The sequence below is a fragment of the Streptomyces sp. NPDC052020 genome, assembly GCF_040680575.1.
In the GTDB taxonomy this organism is placed as follows: domain Bacteria; phylum Actinomycetota; class Actinomycetes; order Streptomycetales; family Streptomycetaceae; genus Streptomyces.
The window spans coordinates 191,337-207,485 of sequence record NZ_JBFAWY010000009.1 but is presented as its reverse complement, the minus strand read 5'-3'; the positions used below and the strand labels follow the sequence as shown (position 1 = coordinate 207,485).

14 protein-coding genes, 1 pseudogene and 1 riboswitch are annotated in these 16,149 nt (G+C 72.5%); of the genes and pseudogenes, 5 read left to right on the top strand and 10 right to left on the bottom strand.

What is annotated here, in order from left to right:
* Positions 1-76 precede the first annotated feature (76 nt).
* From AB0L74_RS12415 to AB0L74_RS12385, 7 genes are read right to left on the bottom strand one after another with little or no spacing between them, the layout of a single operon-like run.
* Positions 77-544, bottom strand: coding sequence for a PH domain-containing protein (locus tag AB0L74_RS12415; RefSeq protein WP_365649392.1), 468 nt, complete (start codon positions 542-544; stop codon positions 77-79).
* 22 nt (positions 545-566) lie between these two features.
* On the bottom strand, positions 567-1,424 hold the full coding sequence (gene hisG, locus AB0L74_RS12410; protein WP_365649389.1) for an ATP phosphoribosyltransferase: 858 nt from the start codon (positions 1,422-1,424) through the stop codon (positions 567-569).
* 49 nt (positions 1,425-1,473) lie between these two features.
* Complete coding sequence (locus tag AB0L74_RS12405) at positions 1,474-1,746, bottom strand: phosphoribosyl-ATP diphosphatase (protein ID WP_365649386.1); 273 nt, start codon at positions 1,744-1,746, stop codon at positions 1,474-1,476.
* A 35-nt stretch (positions 1,747-1,781) separates the two neighbouring features.
* Entirely contained in the window at positions 1,782-2,267 is a 486-nt protein-coding gene (gene ribH / locus AB0L74_RS12400) for a 6,7-dimethyl-8-ribityllumazine synthase (protein WP_365649384.1), read from the bottom strand.
* Between the two features lie 26 nt (positions 2,268-2,293).
* Positions 2,294-3,583, bottom strand: a complete 1,290-nt coding sequence (locus tag AB0L74_RS12395) for a bifunctional 3,4-dihydroxy-2-butanone-4-phosphate synthase/GTP cyclohydrolase II (RefSeq protein WP_365649381.1) — start codon at positions 3,581-3,583, stop codon at positions 2,294-2,296.
* On the bottom strand, positions 3,580-4,224 hold the full coding sequence (locus AB0L74_RS12390; RefSeq protein WP_365649378.1) for a nicotinamide mononucleotide transporter family protein: 645 nt from the start codon (positions 4,222-4,224) through the stop codon (positions 3,580-3,582). The genes AB0L74_RS12395 and AB0L74_RS12390 overlap by 4 nt, the downstream gene beginning before the upstream one ends.
* Complete coding sequence (locus tag AB0L74_RS12385; RefSeq protein ID WP_365649375.1) at positions 4,221-4,823, bottom strand: riboflavin synthase; 603 nt, start codon at positions 4,821-4,823, stop codon at positions 4,221-4,223. Before AB0L74_RS12385 ends, AB0L74_RS12390 begins: the two co-directional genes overlap by 4 nt.
* A gap of 147 nt (positions 4,824-4,970) precedes the next feature.
* A riboswitch (FMN riboswitch) is annotated at positions 4,971-5,101 on the bottom strand.
* Between the two features lie 213 nt (positions 5,102-5,314).
* Between AB0L74_RS12385 and AB0L74_RS12380 the strand changes: the two genes are divergently transcribed.
* A complete protein-coding gene (locus AB0L74_RS12380; protein WP_365649372.1) occupies positions 5,315-7,684 on the top strand; it encodes a chitinase C-terminal domain-containing protein in 2,370 nt (789 codons plus the stop codon).
* Between the two features lie 142 nt (positions 7,685-7,826).
* Here AB0L74_RS12380 and AB0L74_RS12375 read toward each other — a convergent pair whose 3' ends face one another.
* Complete coding sequence (locus AB0L74_RS12375; protein ID WP_365649369.1) at positions 7,827-9,041, bottom strand: ROK family transcriptional regulator; 1,215 nt, start codon at positions 9,039-9,041, stop codon at positions 7,827-7,829.
* Between the two features lie 123 nt (positions 9,042-9,164).
* Here AB0L74_RS12375 and AB0L74_RS12370 point away from each other — a divergent pair, with 123 nt between their 5' ends.
* Complete coding sequence (locus AB0L74_RS12370) at positions 9,165-10,376, top strand: MFS transporter (protein ID WP_365649366.1); 1,212 nt, start codon at positions 9,165-9,167, stop codon at positions 10,374-10,376.
* On the opposite strand, the gene AB0L74_RS12365 is transcribed toward AB0L74_RS12370, so the two are convergent.
* Complete coding sequence (locus AB0L74_RS12365) at positions 10,336-10,797, bottom strand: thioesterase family protein (protein WP_365649363.1); 462 nt, start codon at positions 10,795-10,797, stop codon at positions 10,336-10,338. The two genes, AB0L74_RS12370 and AB0L74_RS12365, sit on opposite strands and share 41 nt — an antisense overlap.
* 160 nt (positions 10,798-10,957) lie before the next feature.
* On the opposite strand from AB0L74_RS12365, the gene AB0L74_RS12360 reads away from it, so the two are divergent.
* From AB0L74_RS12360 to AB0L74_RS12350, 3 genes and pseudogenes are all read left to right on the top strand, one after another.
* On the top strand, positions 10,958-12,379 hold the full coding sequence (locus AB0L74_RS12360) for a solute carrier family 23 protein (protein ID WP_365649360.1): 1,422 nt from the start codon (positions 10,958-10,960) through the stop codon (positions 12,377-12,379).
* A 244-nt stretch (positions 12,380-12,623) separates the two neighbouring features.
* Positions 12,624-13,319, top strand: a complete 696-nt coding sequence (locus AB0L74_RS12355) for a DUF5995 family protein (RefSeq protein WP_365649357.1) — start codon at positions 12,624-12,626, stop codon at positions 13,317-13,319.
* 91 nt (positions 13,320-13,410) lie between these two features.
* Positions 13,411-14,335, top strand: a pseudogene (locus AB0L74_RS12350) (TIGR03619 family F420-dependent LLM class oxidoreductase).
* A gap of 41 nt (positions 14,336-14,376) precedes the next feature.
* Here AB0L74_RS12350 and AB0L74_RS12345 read toward each other — a convergent pair.
* Positions 14,377-16,074 (bottom strand): NAD(P)/FAD-dependent oxidoreductase, encoded by a 1,698-nt coding sequence (locus AB0L74_RS12345; RefSeq protein WP_365649354.1) that lies wholly within the window; start codon positions 16,072-16,074, stop codon positions 14,377-14,379.
* Between the last annotated feature and the right edge of the window lie 75 nt (positions 16,075-16,149).

Sequence of the window (16,149 nt, the reverse complement as noted above, 5' to 3'; positions counted from 1 at the left end):
GGCTGGTTGTGGCAGGCCGGACGCCCCCATCCGTCCCCGGGGTGTCCCGGAGGCGGTCTCCGGGACGCGCCCCGGATCAGCCGTGCCGCGTCCCGGGCCGCACGGTGGAGCGGGCCTCGGCCAGCTCCCGCAGGGCCCGCGCGTCGGCGATGGCGCGCTGCTTGGCGATGCCCGGCTGGATGCCGAGCGCGGGCAGGCTGGTGCCGTCGCTCAGGTCCAGGAAGACCCAGGGGTCACCCGCGCGGAGGTTCACCCGGAGGATCTCCGCCCACTCCAGGCGGCGCGTCCGGGTGAGGTTGACGACGGTGACGCCGGACTCCTCGGCGACGACCTTGGGCCGGGCCAGCAGGAGCAGCACGCTGTCGAGCAGGGCCGCCGTGACGATGAAGCTGAGGCGCTCCGCGGGCGTGAGCTGCTTCAGCAGCAGCGCGACCACGGTGATGGTCACGAAGATGAGGACGGCCGCGGCCAGCAGGACGGCCCGGGTACGGCCCGGCCGGAAGGTGACGGGCAGGGCGGGAAGGTCCGCGGTGGCATCCGACATGGTGGCGCTCCCGATCGCGTGGTCAGAGGCGGCAGGCGTGGATGGCGGTGGTGAGGATGGCCCGGGCGCCGATCTCGTACAGATCGTCCATGATCCGCTGGGCCTCCTTGGACGGGACCATGGCGCGGACGGCGACCCAGCCCTCGTTGTGCAGCGGGGAGACGGTCGGGGACTCCAGGCCCGGGGTGAGGGCGACGGCCTTCTCCAGCTGCTCCACGCGGCAGTCGTAGTCCATCATCACGTACGTCCGGGCCACCAGGACGCCCTGGAGGCGGCGCAGGAACTGCTGCACCTTGGCCTCGACGGTGTCGTCGGCCTCCGCGCGGGTGCCGCGGATCACCACGGCCTCGGACGTCATGATGGGCTCGCCGATGACCTCCAGGCCGGCGTTGCGCAGCGAGGTGCCGGTCTCGACGACGTCGGCGATGACCTCGGCGACGCCCAGCTCGATGGCGGTCTCGACGGCGCCGTCGAGGTGGACGACGGAGGCGTCGATGCCGTTGTCGGCGAGGTGCCCCGCGACGATGCCCTCGTAGGAGGTGGCGACCGTCATGCCGGCCAGGTCCCCGACGCCGCTCGCGGTGCCCGGCCTGGTGGCGTAGCGGAAGGTGGAGCGGGCGAAGCCGAGGGGGAGGATCTCCTCCGCGTCGGCGCCCGAGTCGATCAGCAGGTCGCGGCCGGTGATGCCGATGTCGAGGCGGCCGGAGGAGACGTAGATCGCGATGTCGCGGGGGCGGAGGTAGAAGAACTCGACCTCGTTCCCCGGATCGACGATCCGCAGTTCCTTGGACTCGCGGCGCTGCTGGTAGCCGGCCTCATGCAGCATCTCCGCCGCAGGGCCGGACAGTGAACCCTTGTTGGGGACGGCGATGCGCAGCATGAGGCGGGCTTCCTTTGCGTGGTGTCGTGCGGGGACTGTGCGGGGTGGCTTACAGGTGGGCGTAGACGTCGTCCAGGGAGATGCCGCGGGCGACCATCATCACCTGGACGTGGTACAGCAGCTGCGAGATCTCCTCGGCGGCCGCCTCCTTGCCCTCGTACTCGGCGGCCATCCAGACCTCGGCGGCCTCTTCGACGACCTTCTTGCCGATGGCATGGACGCCCTTGTCCACCAGCTCGGCGGTGCGGGAGGTGGCGGGGTCGCCGTGGGCGGCCTTCTGCTGGAGCTCGGCGAAGAGCTCCTCGAACGTCTTCTTGGACATGGTGGCGCCCACTCTACGCGGTTGCGGTGGCCGGCCTAGCGCCAGGGCTCGGACACGGAACGGAGCGTGGCCGCCGTCGCCACCGCGGCGGTGACGGCCTCGTGGCCCTTGTCCTCGCTGGAGCCCTCGATGCCCGCCCGGTCCAGGGCCTGCTCCTCGGTGTCACAGGTCAGCACGCCGAAGCCGACGGGGACGCCGGTGTCGACGGAGACCTGGGTGAGGCCCTGGGTGACGCCCTGGCACACGTAGTCGAAGTGAGGGGTGCCGCCGCGGATGACGACCCCGAGGGCGACGATCGCGTCGTAGCCGCGCCCGGCGAGGCCCTTCGCCACGACGGGGAGCTCCCAGCTGCCGGGGACCCGCAGCAGGGTCGGCTCGTCGATGCCCAGCTCGTGCAGGGCGCGCAGGGCGCCGTCCACCAGGCCGTCCATCACCTTCTCGTGCCACTGGGCCGCGACGACCGCGACCCGCAGGTCGCCCACGTTGCGTACGGACAGTTCCGGTGCGCCCTTGCCGCTCACGTTCTCGCCTCTCCTCGGTGTTCGTCTTACTGGTTTCCGCAGGTGGACACGGGGGTCGTGTCCAGCCAGGGCAGGTCGTGGCCCATCCGGTCCCGCTTGGTGCGCAGGTAGCGGAGGTTGTGCTCGCCCGCCTGGACGGGCATCGGCTCGCGGCGCAGGACCTCGATGCCGTGCCGGACGAGCGCGTCGCTCTTGTCGGGGTTGTTGGTCAGCAGGCGCACGCTGCGCACGCCGAGGTCGGCGAGGATCTGGGCGCCGGCGCCGTAGTCGCGGGCGTCGGCGGGCAGGCCGAGCTCCAGGTTGGCGTCGAGGGTGTCCCGGCCGCGCTCCTGGAGTTCGTAGGCGCGCAGCTTGGACATCAGGCCGATGCCGCGGCCCTCGTGGCCGCGCAGGTAGACCACCACTCCCCTGCCCTCGGACCGGATGCGGGCCAGGGAGGCGTCGAGCTGGGGGCCGCAGTCGCAGCGCTGGGAGCCGAAGACGTCGCCGGTGAGGCATTCGGAGTGGACGCGGACGAGGACGTCCGTGCCGTCGCCGATCTCGCCGTGGACGAGGGCGACGTGCTCCACGCCGTCGACGGTGGAGCGGTAGCCGTGCGCGGTGAAGGTGCCGTGGGCGGTGGGCAGGTTGACCTCGGCCTCGCGGCGGACGGTGGGCTCGGCGCCGCGGCGGTAGGCGATCAGGTCCTCGATGGAGATGATCGTCAGTCCGTGCTTGCGGGCGAACGGGATCAGCTCGGGCAGGCGCAGCATGCGGCCGTCCTCGCCGGCGATCTCCACGATGGCGCCGGCCGGGCGCAGGCCCGCGAGACGGGCGAGGTCGACGGCGGCCTCGGTGTGGCCGTCGCGGACGAGGACGCCGCCGGGGCGGGCGCGCAGCGGGAAGACGTGGCCGGGGCGGACCAGGTCGGACGGCTGGGCGGTGCCGCCGGCCAGCAGCCGGAGCGTGGTGGCGCGGTCGGCGGCCGAGATGCCGGTGGTCACACCGTGCGCGGCGGAGGCGTCCACCGAGACGGTGAACGCGGTCTTCATCGACTCGGTGTTGTCCTGGACCATCTGGGGCAGGCGGAGCCGGTCCAGTTCCTCGCCCTCCATGGGGGCGCAGATCAGGCCGCGGCACTCGGTCATCATGAAGGCGACGATCTCCTCGGTCGCCTTCTCGGCGGCGATGACGAGGTCGCCCTCGTTCTCGCGGTCCGCGTCGTCGACGACCACGACGGGGCGTCCGGCGGCGATGTCGGCGATGGCCTGCTCGACGGGGTCGAGTACGAAGTCCTCGATGCCGTCGGTGCCGTACAGGACGGGTGCCGCGCTCATGCGGGCGCTCCTTCCAGGACGGGCTGCGCGGCCTTACGGGAGCGCAGCCACCAGTCGCGCAGGCCCCACAGGACGAGCGCGCCGTACAGGACGTAGACGAAGCCGGAGAAGGCGAAGCCGTTGGCGAAGTTCAGCGGTACGCCGACCAGGTCGACCAGCAGCCAGGCGAGCCAGAACTCGACCATGCCGCGGGCCTGGGCGTACATGGCGACGACGGTGCCGACGAAGATGTAGGCGTCCGGCCAGGGGTCCCAGGACAGCGCGGGGAAGGCGGTGAAGAGCCCGCCGACGGCGAGGGTGCCGAGGGCGGCGGCGGCCAGGAGGGCGCCGCGCTCGCGCCAGGTGGCGAAGCGGACGGCGACCGAGCCGTCCTGCGTCCGGCGCCGGCCGCGGTTCCACTGCCACCAGCCGAAGGCGGCGACGACCATGACGACGATCTGCTTGCCCGCGCTGCCGGACAGGTGGGCGGTGGCGAAGGCCGCGAAGAGGATGAGGCCGGAGAGGAACTGGACCGGCCAGGTCCATATCGAGCGCCGCCAGCCGAGGGCGAGGCCGAGCAGGCCGATCACGTTGCCGATCATGTCCGACCACTTGATGTGCTGGCCGAAGAGGGCGAACGCCTCCGAGTTGAGCCAGTTCACTTGGTCTCCTCCCGGCCGGCCAGCAGCCGCTCGACGTACTTGGCGAGGACGTCGGCCTCCAGGTTCACCGGGTCGCCGGGCTGCTTGCGGCCGAGCGTGGTCAGGGCGAGCGTGGTGGGGATGAGGCTGACGGTGAAGTAGTCGGGGCCGGCCTCGACGACGGTGAGGCTGATGCCGTCGACGGTGATGGAGCCCTTCTCGACGACGTACCGGGCGAGGTCCGCGGGCAGGGAGATCTTCACGGTCTCCCAGTGCTCGGAGGGGGTGCGCTCCAGGATCGTGCCGGTGCCGTCGACGTGGCCCTGCACGATGTGGCCGCCCAGGCGCGCGCCCACGGCGGTGGGGCGCTCGAGGTTGACGCGGGAGCCGACGGTGAGGGCGCCCAGGCTGGAACGCTTGAGGGTCTCGGCCATCACGTCGGCGGTGAACTCGTCGCCCTCGTGGTCGACCACGGTGAGGCAGACGCCGTTGACGGCGATGGAGTCGCCGTGTTTCGCGCCCTGGGTGACGACGGGGCCGCGCAGCCGGAAGCGACAGGCGTCGTCGAGGGTCTCGACGGCGGTGACCTCGCCCAGCTCTTCGACGATTCCGGTGAACACTTCCCGGGTCCTCCTGCCTCTTCGGGCACGGACTCCGGGGCTGTCGGGAACGACAGAATGTACGAGCGAGGGCATCGGGGGCGACGCCGGACGGGGCTCGTCCACGGCGGACGAGCCCAGAGGGCGGCGCGCACGTATGCCCGCTCGCCGCGCACTGCCTCCCATCCGGACTTTAACCGTCGGTCCAGGAATTTCACCTGGTCAACCGGTCGCTGGAGGCGACCGGGTCGCGGACTGTAACCGCCGGTTCGGACTTTCACCGACCCCGGAGTGCGCTGCTTCTGGTACAGGCCCAGTGTGCCACGCCTGATCGACGTCCATGCGGGTGACGGGTGTGCGGTGGCTCACAGGGATCCGGCGGGCCTCCTCCGGTCCTCTCCCCGGGCACCAACTGGCGCGCAGCCGAACCCCCTTGCATTGGTCCATACCTATTGACTGACTGGTCTAGTCCTTCCTAGGGTCTGCGCAACTTCCGTGGAGAGGAACCGACTGTGCCTTCCCCCTCACGCCGCAGAGCGAGACCCGCCCTGTTCGCGACCGCCGCCGCGGTCGCCGGGCTGGTGCTCGCCGGCCTCCCGGCGACCGTCTCGCACGCCGCCGACCAGGAGTCCTGCCGCCCCGACGGCCTCTACCGGACCCCGGGCGCGGACGTCCCCTACTGCTCGGTCTACGACTCGGCGGGCCGGGAGAAGATGGGCGCCGACCACCAGCGCCGGGTGATCGGCTACTTCACCGGCTGGCGCACCGGCAAGGACGGCACCCCCGCCTACCTCGCCTCCGACATCCCCTGGGACAAGATCACCCACATCAACTACGCCTTCGCGCACGTCGGCGGGGACCACAAGATCTCGGTCGGCGCGGACGGCGAGAAGAACCCGGCCACCGGCATGACCTGGCCCGGTGTCGCGGGCGCCGAGATGGACCCGGCCTATCCCTACAAGGGCCACTTCAACCTGCTGAACAAGTTCAAGAAGCAGCACCCGGACGTCAAGACGCTGGTCTCGGTCGGCGGCTGGGCGGAGACCGGCGGCTACTTCGACGACAGCGGCAAGCGCGTCGACTCCGGCGGCTTCTACTCGATGGCCACCAACGCCGACGGCTCGGTCAACCAGGCCGGCATCGACACCTTCGCGGACTCGGCGGTCTCCTTCATCCGTAAGTACGGCTTCAACGGCGTCGACATCGACTACGAGTACCCGACGACGATGAAGGACGCGGGCAACCCGCTCGACTGGTCCTTCGCCAACGGGCGGCGCGCCGGGCTGGTCAAGGGCTACGCCGCGCTGATGAAGACGCTGCGCGAGAAGCTCGACCGGGCCGGGGCCGCGGACGGCAGGCACTACCTGCTGACCGTCGCCGCGCCGTCGTCCGGATATCTGCTGCGCGGCATGGAGACCTTCCAGGTCCAGAAGTACCTGGACTACGTCAACATCATGTCCTACGACCTGCACGGCGCCTGGAACGAGTACGTCGGCCCCAACGCGTCCCTGTTCGACGACGGCAAAGACGCCGAGCTCGCCGCCGCGGGCGTGTACACCACCTCCCAGTACGGCGGCATCGGCTACCTGAACACCGACTGGGCGTACCACTACTTCCGCGGTTCGATGCCCGCCGGGCGCATCAACATCGGGCTGCCGTACTACACGCGCGGCTTCAAGAACGTGCAGGGCGGCACGGACGGGCTGTGGGGGAGGGCGCCCGCGGCCAGTTGCCCGGCCGGTGCCGGCCTGACCAAGTGCGGGGACGGCGCCGTCGGCATCGACAACCTGTGGCACGACAAGGACGCCGAGGGCAAGGAGTCCCCGGCCGGCTCCAACCCGATGTGGCACGCCAAGAACCTGGAGAAGGGCGTCGTCGGGGACTACGTGACGACGTACGGCTTCCCCGCCGGCACCAAGCTCACCGGAACCTACGCCCGCAAGTACGACCCGACGCTGGTGGCGCCGTGGCTGTGGAACGCCGAGAAGAAGGTGTTCCTGTCCACCGAGGACGAGCAGTCCGTCGCCGCCAAGGCAGACTACGTCGTGGACCGCGGCATCGGCGGCACCATGGTCTGGGAGCTGGCGGGCGACTACGGCTGGAACGCGGCCAAGGGGCAGTACGAGCCGGGCGACACGCTCACCACGACGATGTACGAGAAGTTCAAGTCGGCGTCCCCCTACGGGGCCACGCGCGCGACGGTCGAGCTGCCCGCCCGGGCGCTCGACATCGACGTGGAGTTCGGGCAGTTCCCGCTCGGCGACTCCAACTACCCGATCAGCCCCAAGCTGAAGATCACCAACAACACGCGGACCACGCTGCCCGGCGGCACGGAGTTCCGGTTCGACTACGGCACCTCCGCCCCCGGCAACGCCAAGGACCAGTCCGGCTGGGGCACTTCGGTGATCCGCAGCGACCACACGGGGAACAACGTCGGGGGCCTGAAGGGTGACTACCACCGGGCTTCGCTGAAGCTGCCGGCCTGGCAGTCGCTGCCGCCGGGGGCCTCGGCCGAGGTGGACTTCGTGTACTACCTGCCGGTGTCGACGCCGTCGAACTGGACGGTGACCTTCGGCGGGCAGACCTACGGCCTCAAGGGCGACCTGACGCGCGGGACGACCGTGGTGGACCCCGGCACCCCCACGCCCACCCCGACGCCGACGCCGTCGGGCACCGCCTCCCCGAGCCCGTCGCCCACCCCGTCCCCGACCGGCGGCACCGGCGCCTGCACGGCTCCGGCGTGGAACGCGGGGACGGCGTACGGCGGCGGCAGCACCGTGTCCCACCGGGGGCACTCCTGGAAGTCCAAGTGGTGGACGAAGGGCGAGGAGCCCGGAACCACCGGCCCATGGGGGGTGTGGCAGGACCTCGGCGCCTGCTGATCCCCTGACCTGACCGGCCCGGCGGCGGTGACGAAGGCCCTTGCCCGCCGCCGGGCCCTCCAGCGCGCACGGCCCCGGCGGGCCGCTCGCGCGTACGCCGCCGGCACCTGACCCCGCGCCCGGCCCTCCCCCCGGCGCGGGGTCACGTGCCGGCGGTTTCTCCCGTCGTGCCGGGGGGCGCGAACAGCTCGTCCTGCGCCCGGTCCCGCGCCGTGAGCAGCGCCCCGCGCAGCACGGCGCCGCCGCCCAGGGCGCCCGGCCGCACGTCGGTGGGCAGCGGCGACATACGCGCCAGACGGTCCCGGACCCGGGTGGCGAGCGCGTCGCCGCCCGCCCGGCCGACCTCGCCGGCCAGCACCACGCACCCGGGGTCGAGCACGGAGACGACGGCGGCGGCGCCCAGGGAGACCCGCTCGGCGAGGGCGTCGAGGAAGCGCGCGGCGGCCGGTTCGCGGTCCGCCGCGCGCGCGGCCCGCCGTACCAGCGCCGCGGCCTGGGGCTCGTGCGCGGCGGCCGGGGCCTCGATCCCGTGCGCCGCCGCCAGCGCGACGACGGCGGACGCCCCGGCCAGGGAGTGGAAGCCGCCGTCGCAGTCGGTGGCCGACGGCAGTCCCCCCGTGCCCGGTACCGGCAGGAAGCCGATCTCGCCCGCGCCGCCGGAGGCGCCCCGGCGCAGGGTGCCGTCGAGGACGACCGCGGCGCCGATGCCCAGGCCCAGCCAGAGCAGCACGAACGTGTCCCGGTCGCGGGCGGCCCCCTCGCGCTGTTCGGCCAGGGCGGCGAGGTTGGTCTCGTTCTCGACCCTGACCCGCGCCTCGGGGAACCGCTCTTGCAGGGCGGCCACCAGCCGTCGGTGCCAGGCGGGCAGTCCGGAGGAGTCGCGCAGTTCCCCGCTGGCGGGGTCGATGAGCCCCGGCGCGCCGATGCCGACGGTGTGCGGGCGGTCGGCCCCCGCCTCCTTGGCCACGCGCTCGACCAGGCCGACCGCCTGCTCGACCGCGGGTCCAGTCCCCATGCCCCCGCCGATCGGCGCGGACGCCTCGGCGAGCACCCGGCCGAGCAGGTCGGACACGAGCACGGAGACGCCCTCGGTGCGCACGTCGAGCGCGGCCAGGTACGCCCGGCCGGCGACGATGCCGTACAGCTTCGCGTTCGGTCCCCGGCGCTGTTCGCCGGACTCCCCCACCACCTCGACGAGGCCGGAGGCGGTGAGGCGCTCCACGAGGTCGGCGACGGTGGGCCGGGACAGGCCGGTGAGCTCTTTGAGCTGCCCCGCCGTCAGCGGGCCCTCCCGCTGGAGGAGGCGCAGAGCGAGCCGGTCGTTGATGGCCCGGGCGGTGCTCGGGGATGCGGGCATGCCGGGATCCTTCCAGATGGGCCGGGCCGCGGAGGCGGCGACCGGCGATCCCCTATCTATCAGGCAGGGTTCCTGATAGTTTACGCCGCGCAGCGGGAGCGGTCACACTGGGAGGGCCCGAGAATGAGTGCAGTGATATACGCGCAACGTGACGTCAGGCGGGCCCGGTACGCCGTGGCCGCCGTGTTCGCCGCGCACGGCGCCGTCACCGGTTCCTTCGCCACCCGCGTCCCCTGGATCCAGGACCACGCCGGGGTCAGCGCCGGTCAGCTGGGGCTCGCTCTCGCCTTCCCGGCGCTCGGCGCGTCCCTCGCGATGCCGCTCGCCGGCCGCGTCACCCACCGCTTCGGTGCCCGCAGCGCCCTGCGCGGCCTGATGGCGTTGTGGAGCCTGTCGCTGGTGCCGCCCTCGTTCGCCCCCGGTCTCCTCACCCTCTGCCTGGCCCTGTTCGTCTACGGCGCCACGGCGGGCATGGCCGACGTGGCGATGAACGCGCTCGGCGTGGAGGTGGAGAACCGGCTCCGCAAGTCGGTCATGTCCGGGCTGCACGGCATGTGGAGCGCGGGCGCCCTGGTCGGCTCGGCGGCCGGTACCCTCGCCGCCCATCTGGGCGCGGACGCCCGGCTGCACCACCTCCTGGCCGCGGCCGTGCTGACCGTGCTCGGCGTGACCGCCTGCACCTGGGTGCTGGACCTGAAGCCCGCCGAGGACGAGGACCCGCCGCCGCGGTTCGCGCTGCCGCCGCGCTCGGCGCTGCTGATCGGCGCGGTCGGGTTCTGCGCGGTCTTCGCCGAGGGCGCGAGCCTGGACTGGTCGGCGGTCTATCTGAAGGACCAGCTGGAGGCGTCGGCCGGTCTCGCCGCCGCGTGCACCACGGGCTTCACCCTGACCATGGCCATGGCCCGGATCGCCGGCGACCGGGTGGTGGACCGCTTCGGGGCCGTGCGCACGGTCCGGACCGGCGGCGTGCTGGCCGCCCTCGGCGGGCTGCTCATCGTCCTCGCGGCCCATCCGGCGGTGGCGATGGGCGGGTTCGCCCTGATGGGCCTCGGTATCGCGGTCGTCGTACCGCTGTGCTTCGCCGCGGCGGGCCGCAGCGGACCCAACCCCAGCCAGGCCATCGCGGGCGTGGCGACCATCACCTACACCTCGGGGCTGGTCGCGCCGAGCGCGATCGGCACGCTGGCCCAGGCGACCAGTCTGGTGGTGTCGTTCGCGCTGGTGACGGTGTTGTCCTGCGGCCTGGGGGCGTTCGCGGGGGTGCTGCGGGCGGGCGACCGCGACCGCCCGAGGGTCATCCGGCCGGACGCAGCAGTTCCCGGCCCGCGGCCCTAAAGGCGTCGCTCCACGGCGCCGGGCGCAGCGTCTGGGCGTCCAGCCGGACGAGCACCCGGGTGCCGCGGGCGTAGGTGGCGGCACCGTCCGCCGAGCAGAAGCGGAAGCCGTAGGTCAGGCCGGTGCCGCCGAGCCGCTCCAGCCACAGGTGGACGGCGTACTCACCGGGCCGGGTGACCGGCGCGTCATAGGTGATGCGCAGCTCCCTGACCGCGTTGCAGGCGTCCCCGGCCGCCGCCCAGTCGCCCTCGAAGCGCAGGCCGAGAAGCTCCTGCCACAGCTCCGCCCACGCCCGCTCGGCCAGCACCGGGTAGCGGGCGTTGTGCAGCAGGCCGAGGGCGTCCAGGTCGTCGAAGTGGACGGTGACGGGGACGAGCCGGCCGTAGGACAGGGCGGGCGCGGCGAGGGCTTCGGCGGTCACGGGCGGGGCTCCTGGTGCGTACGAAAAGGGGCCGCGTACATCCGATGGCACAGGCCAAGGGCGGCGTCCATATCCTAAGCAGCCGCTCAGATGTGCGAAGCATGCCCGGCGAGCCCTGACAATGGGACCGGATCTGCACAAACGACGAAAGCGACACCCCATGGATCTCGGCGTCCGCTGGAAACTTCACGGCGACGGACGCACCCCCGCGCCCGGAGCGGTGGTCCGCCCCGACGAACGGCTCTCCTGGCCGCGCACGGCCGGGCTGGGTGCCCAGCACGTGGTCGCCATGTTCGGGGCGTCCTTCGTCGCCCCGGTCCTGATGGGCCTGGACCCCAACCTGGCGATCATGATGTCGGGCGTCGCGACCGTCGTCTTCCTGCTCGCCACCCGCGGCCGGGTGCCGAGCTACCTGGGCTGTTCGCTCTCCTTCGTCGGAGTCGCGGCGGTGATCCGCGCGCAGGGCGGCACCAGCGCCACGGTCACCGGCGCGGTCCTCGTCGTGGGCGTGGCGCTGTTCCTGGTGGGGCTGGCGGTGCAGCGTTTCGGGGCGCGGATCATCCATGCCGCGATGCCGCCGATCGTCACCGGCGCGGTCGTCATGCTGATCGGTTTCAACCTCGCGCCGGTCACCGCCTCCACCTACTGGCCGCAGGACCAGTGGACGGCGCTGCTGGTGATGCTGTTCACCGGTCTGGCCGTGGTCTGCCTGCGCGGTTTCTGGTCCCGCATCGCGATCTTCCTCGGTCTGGTCTTCGGGTACGGCATCTCCTGGGTCTTCGACCGCGTCTTCGGCCGGATCCACTCCGTGGACGGCAGCGGCAAGGTCACCGACCACTGGCGGCTGGACTTCTCGGCCGTCGGCCAGGCCGACTGGATCGGCCTGCCCTCCTTCCACGGGCCGGCTTTCCAGTGGTCGGCGATCCTGGTCGCCCTGCCGGTGGTGATCGCGCTGGTCGCCGAGAACGCCGGGCATGTCAAGGCCGTCGGCGAGATGACCGGCGATCCGCTCGACGACAAGCTGGGCACGGCGATCTCCGCCGACGGCGTCGGCTCGATGCTCTCCACCGCGGTCGGCGGCCCGCCCACCACCACCTACTCCGAGAACATCGGCGTGATGGCCGCGACCCGCGTCTACTCGACCGCCGCGTACTGGGCCGCCGCCGGCTTCGCGCTGCTGTTCGGCCTCTGCCCGAAGTTCGGCGCGGTGGTGGCCGCGATCCCGGGCGCCGTCCTCGGCGGCATCACCGTCATCCTGTACGGCATGATCGGCCTGCTCGGCGCGCAGATCTGGATCAACGCCAAGGTGGACCTGCGCAACCCGCTGAACCTGGTGCCGGCCGCCGCGGGCATCATCATCGGCGTCGGCAACGTCAGCCTGAAGTTCACCGACAACTTCTCCCTCAGCGGCATCGCGCTGGGCACCCTGGTCGTCATCACCGGCTACCACGCCCTGCGCGTCTTCGCCCCCGCGCACCTCAAGACGCAGCAGCCCCTGCTGGACGAGGGGACGTCCTCCTACGACGCGGAGGCCGGGACCGGGAGCCAGGGCGAGGGCGGCTCTCAGCGCGCCACGTCGTAGACGCGGGACGCCGCGCGCGTGTCCCGGCTCCCGTCGCACCGGGCCGGGACGGGGGCCGCACGCCGCGCCCGGCACCGGCGGGGAGCGGATCGGCCCCCGCCCGTGGGGTGAAGCCGCCCGGGGCCGGTCGCCGGGCACGAGACCGGACACGTCAGGCCCCCGCGCGGCGGTCGCGTTCCCCCGTTCCGGGGAAGCGCCCGGCCCGCCGGCACTCCGGCCGGACCGGAGCTGCCACGCTGCCCCCATGGCGCACTGCGAGCAAGTCATCACCGCCGCCGGCACGGTGGACGCCGTCCTGTCCCGGATGCGCTCCCTCGGCGCGGCCCTGCCCGCCGGGGACGGCGTCGCGGTCTTCAACCGCGTCTATCTCACCGTCACCGAGGCGGTCGACCGGCACATCGACGCGGGGCGGTTCCCGGACGCCCGGGCCGCGATCGCGCTGGACGTGCGGTTCGCCGAGCGGTACCTGGCCGCCGTCGGGACGGCCGCGGCCGGGCGGCGCCCACCGGCATGCTGGCGTCCCCTGTTCCAGTTCCGCCGCCATCCCGGCGTACGTCCCGTGCAGTTCGCGCTCGCGGGCGTCAACGCGCACGTCGGGCACGATCTGGCGCTCGCCGTGGTGGACGCCTGCCGTACGCTCGGCTGCGAACCCGTCGACCTGGAGGACGAGTTCGACCGGGTGGGAGATCTCCTCGTGTCGCTGGAGGAGCGGGTCCGCGAGGATCTGATGCCGGGCCCGGACCTTCTCCAGATCGCCGACCCGCTGACGCATCTGCTCGGCTCGTGGAGCCTGGAGCGGGCCCGTGAGGCGGCCTGGGCGGCGGCCCGGGCCCTGTGGGCGCTGCGCGGACTGCCGGACATCGCCGGCGAGTTCACCGAGCGGCTCGACGCGGCGGTGGGCTTCGCCGGACGCATGCTGCTCACGCCGCTGCCCGGCTGATCCCGGCCCTCTCCGTCACCCCGCCCGGGAACTCCCGTACCGGCGCGGCACGTTGGCGTTCCGGGCACCCGGCGGCGAAGGAGCACACGGTATGGCGACCCGGCTCGGTCTCGGTCTTCCCCAGATGCGCCAGTACGACCTCGGCAAGGACGTCCCCGACGTGGCCCGCGCCGTGGAGCGCACCGGCTACGAGAGCCTGTGGGTCTTCGAGCGGGCCCTGTTCCCCGAGCCCGCCACCCAGGGCCTGTACGGCATCGAGGGCCTGCCCTGACACGTACCGGAACGTGGCGGACCCGCTCGTGACGTTGACACTGGCGGCCGCGGCCGCCGAGCGGGCCCTGCTGGGCACCAGTGTGCTGGTCGCCCCGCTGCACGTGCCGTTCCACCTGGCCAAGGCGCTGGCCTCGCTCGACGCGGCGAGCGGCGGCCGGGTGGTCGCCGGTTTCGGCACCGGCTGGTCCCTCGACGAGTACGCGGCGGCGTCGGTGCGGCCGTTCGAGGAGCGCGGCCGGGTGCTGGACGAGCTGATCGAGGTGTGCCGGGCGGTCTGGGGCCCGGACCCGGTGGTGTACGACGGGCGCCTGACGAAGATCGCCTCCGCCGTGGCCGGCCCGAAACCCGCCCGGCCCATCCCGGTCCTGCTGGCCGCGAGCGGTGCGAGGGCCCGGCGCCGGCTCGTCGACCACGCGGACGGCTGGCTGCCGGTGGGCGTGGGAGCCGAGGCCCTCGCCGCGCAGTGGCGCGAGCTGCGGGAGCTGGCGGACGAGCGCGGCCGCACGGAGCCGATCCGGTCGGTGCTGCGGATCAACGCGCGGGTCCAGGCCAAAGCGTACGACGGCGACGGGCGCCGGCCGTTCCAGGGCAGCGTCGACCAGATCGTCGAGGATCTCGCCGCCCACGCCGAGATCGGGCTGGAGGAGATCCTCCTCGACCTCCAGGGCCCCCTGCGGGACGCCCAGGAGCTGAAGGACGTCGCCGCCGAGGTGTACGAGAAGGCGCGGGCGGCCGGGATCTGAGCGCGGCGCCACGGGTGACGGTCCCGTGGCGCCGCCGGGGCTCAGTCCTCCGGGAGCTCGACCGGCGCGATCTCGTCGTACACGTCGCCGGGGCCCGGGTTGGCCGGGTCCGTCTCGCCGCCGAAGTGGTGCATGACGCCCCAGACCGCGTTCAGCGCGGTCTGGACGGCGCCCTCGGCCCAGCCGGCCGTCCAGGAGATGTCGTCGCCGGCGAGGAAGATGCCCCGCTTGTCCTCGGGCAGCCGGTCCTGCATGAAGTGGGTGAACAGGCGGCGCTGGTAGCGGTAGTGGCCGGGCAGGTTGGCCTTGAACGCGCCCATGAAGTAGGGCTCGTTCTCCCAGGAGACGGTCACCGGGTTGCCGATGATGTGCTTCCTGATGTCGACCTTCGGGTAGATCTCGCCGAGCGACTTCAGCATGACCTCCATCCGCTCGTTCGCGGACAGCGGCAGCCACTTCAGGCTGTCGTCGCACCAGGTGTAGGACAGGCAGATGACGGCCGGCTCGCCCGGGCCGTTGTCCAGCAGGTACGTACCGCGCGTCATCCGGTCGGTGAGCGTCATCGACATCACGTCCCGGCCGGTCTCCTCGTCCTTGTCCAGCCAGAAGGGCCGGTCGACCGGCACGAAGAGCTTGGAGCTCTCCATGTAGTGGGTGCGCTCGATCGCGGTCCAGTGGTCGATCGGGAAGAGCGAGTCGTCGCAGGCGATCTTCGACAGCAGCATCCAGGACTGGGCGGTGAAGATAGCCGCCCGGTAGGTGCGGATGTCGCCGCGCGCGTCGGTCACCGTGATGTGGTTGCCGGCGGTGCGGTTGAGGCGGGTCACGGCCGGGCGGGGCTCCCCGTCGGCGTGCAGCGATTTCAGCGAGGTGCCGTACGGCCAGTGGACGATCTTCTCCGGCTCGCGCTCCCACAGCCGCAGCGGCAGCTGCTGGGAGCCGCCGACGATGCCGCGGTGGTGGTCGTCGGCCTCGGTGTAGACGACCCGCAGGATCTCCAGGATGGAGTTGGGGAAGTCGGTGTCCCAGCCGCCGGTGCCGAAGCCGACCTGGCCGAAGATCTCCCGGTGCCGGAAGGACTTGAACGCCTCCGACTCGCAGAGGAAGCCGTAGAAGGTCTGGTTGTCGAGCTTCTCGACGAGCCGGGACCAGATCTCGCGGATGCGCGGCACGTCCCGCTCGCGCAGGGCGCGGTTCATGTCGGAGAAGTCCGCGCCCTCCTCCAGGCACCTGTTCCAGGCGTCGGCCACGTCCCGGTAGACCTGCGGCAGGTCGTCGAGGGTCTCGGCGTAGTGGGACTCGCCCTTGAGGTCGACCACGGTCGACGGGGTCGCCTCGGCCAGGGGGTTCGGGAACGGGCGGGTCTCCAGCCCCACGAGGTCGATGTAGTGCTGGAGGGCCGTGGAGGACGGCGGGAAGCGCATCGCGCCCATCTCGGCGGTCAGCGACGGGTCGCAGCCCTCGAAGCCGACGGTGCGCAGCCGGCCGCCGATCCGGTCGGCCTCGTAGACGACGGGCTTGAGGCCCATCTTCATCAGCTCGTAGGCGGCGACGATGCCGGACAGGCCGCCGCCGATGACGGCGACCTCGGTGCCGTGCTCGGTGGCGGGGATCTGGCCGAGGCCCGCCGGGTGGGCGAGGAAGTCGTCGTAGGCGTAGGGGAAGTCCGGGCCGAACATGGTGATCGGCGGCTGCTGCTCATCGGTGTGCTCGACGGCGTTGGGCACCGTGGACGTCATGGGGTACGGACTCCTTGCGCGGAAAGCTGAGGGGGGTGCGGGGGAGGAACGCTTGAGGGAGGGGAAGGCGGGGGG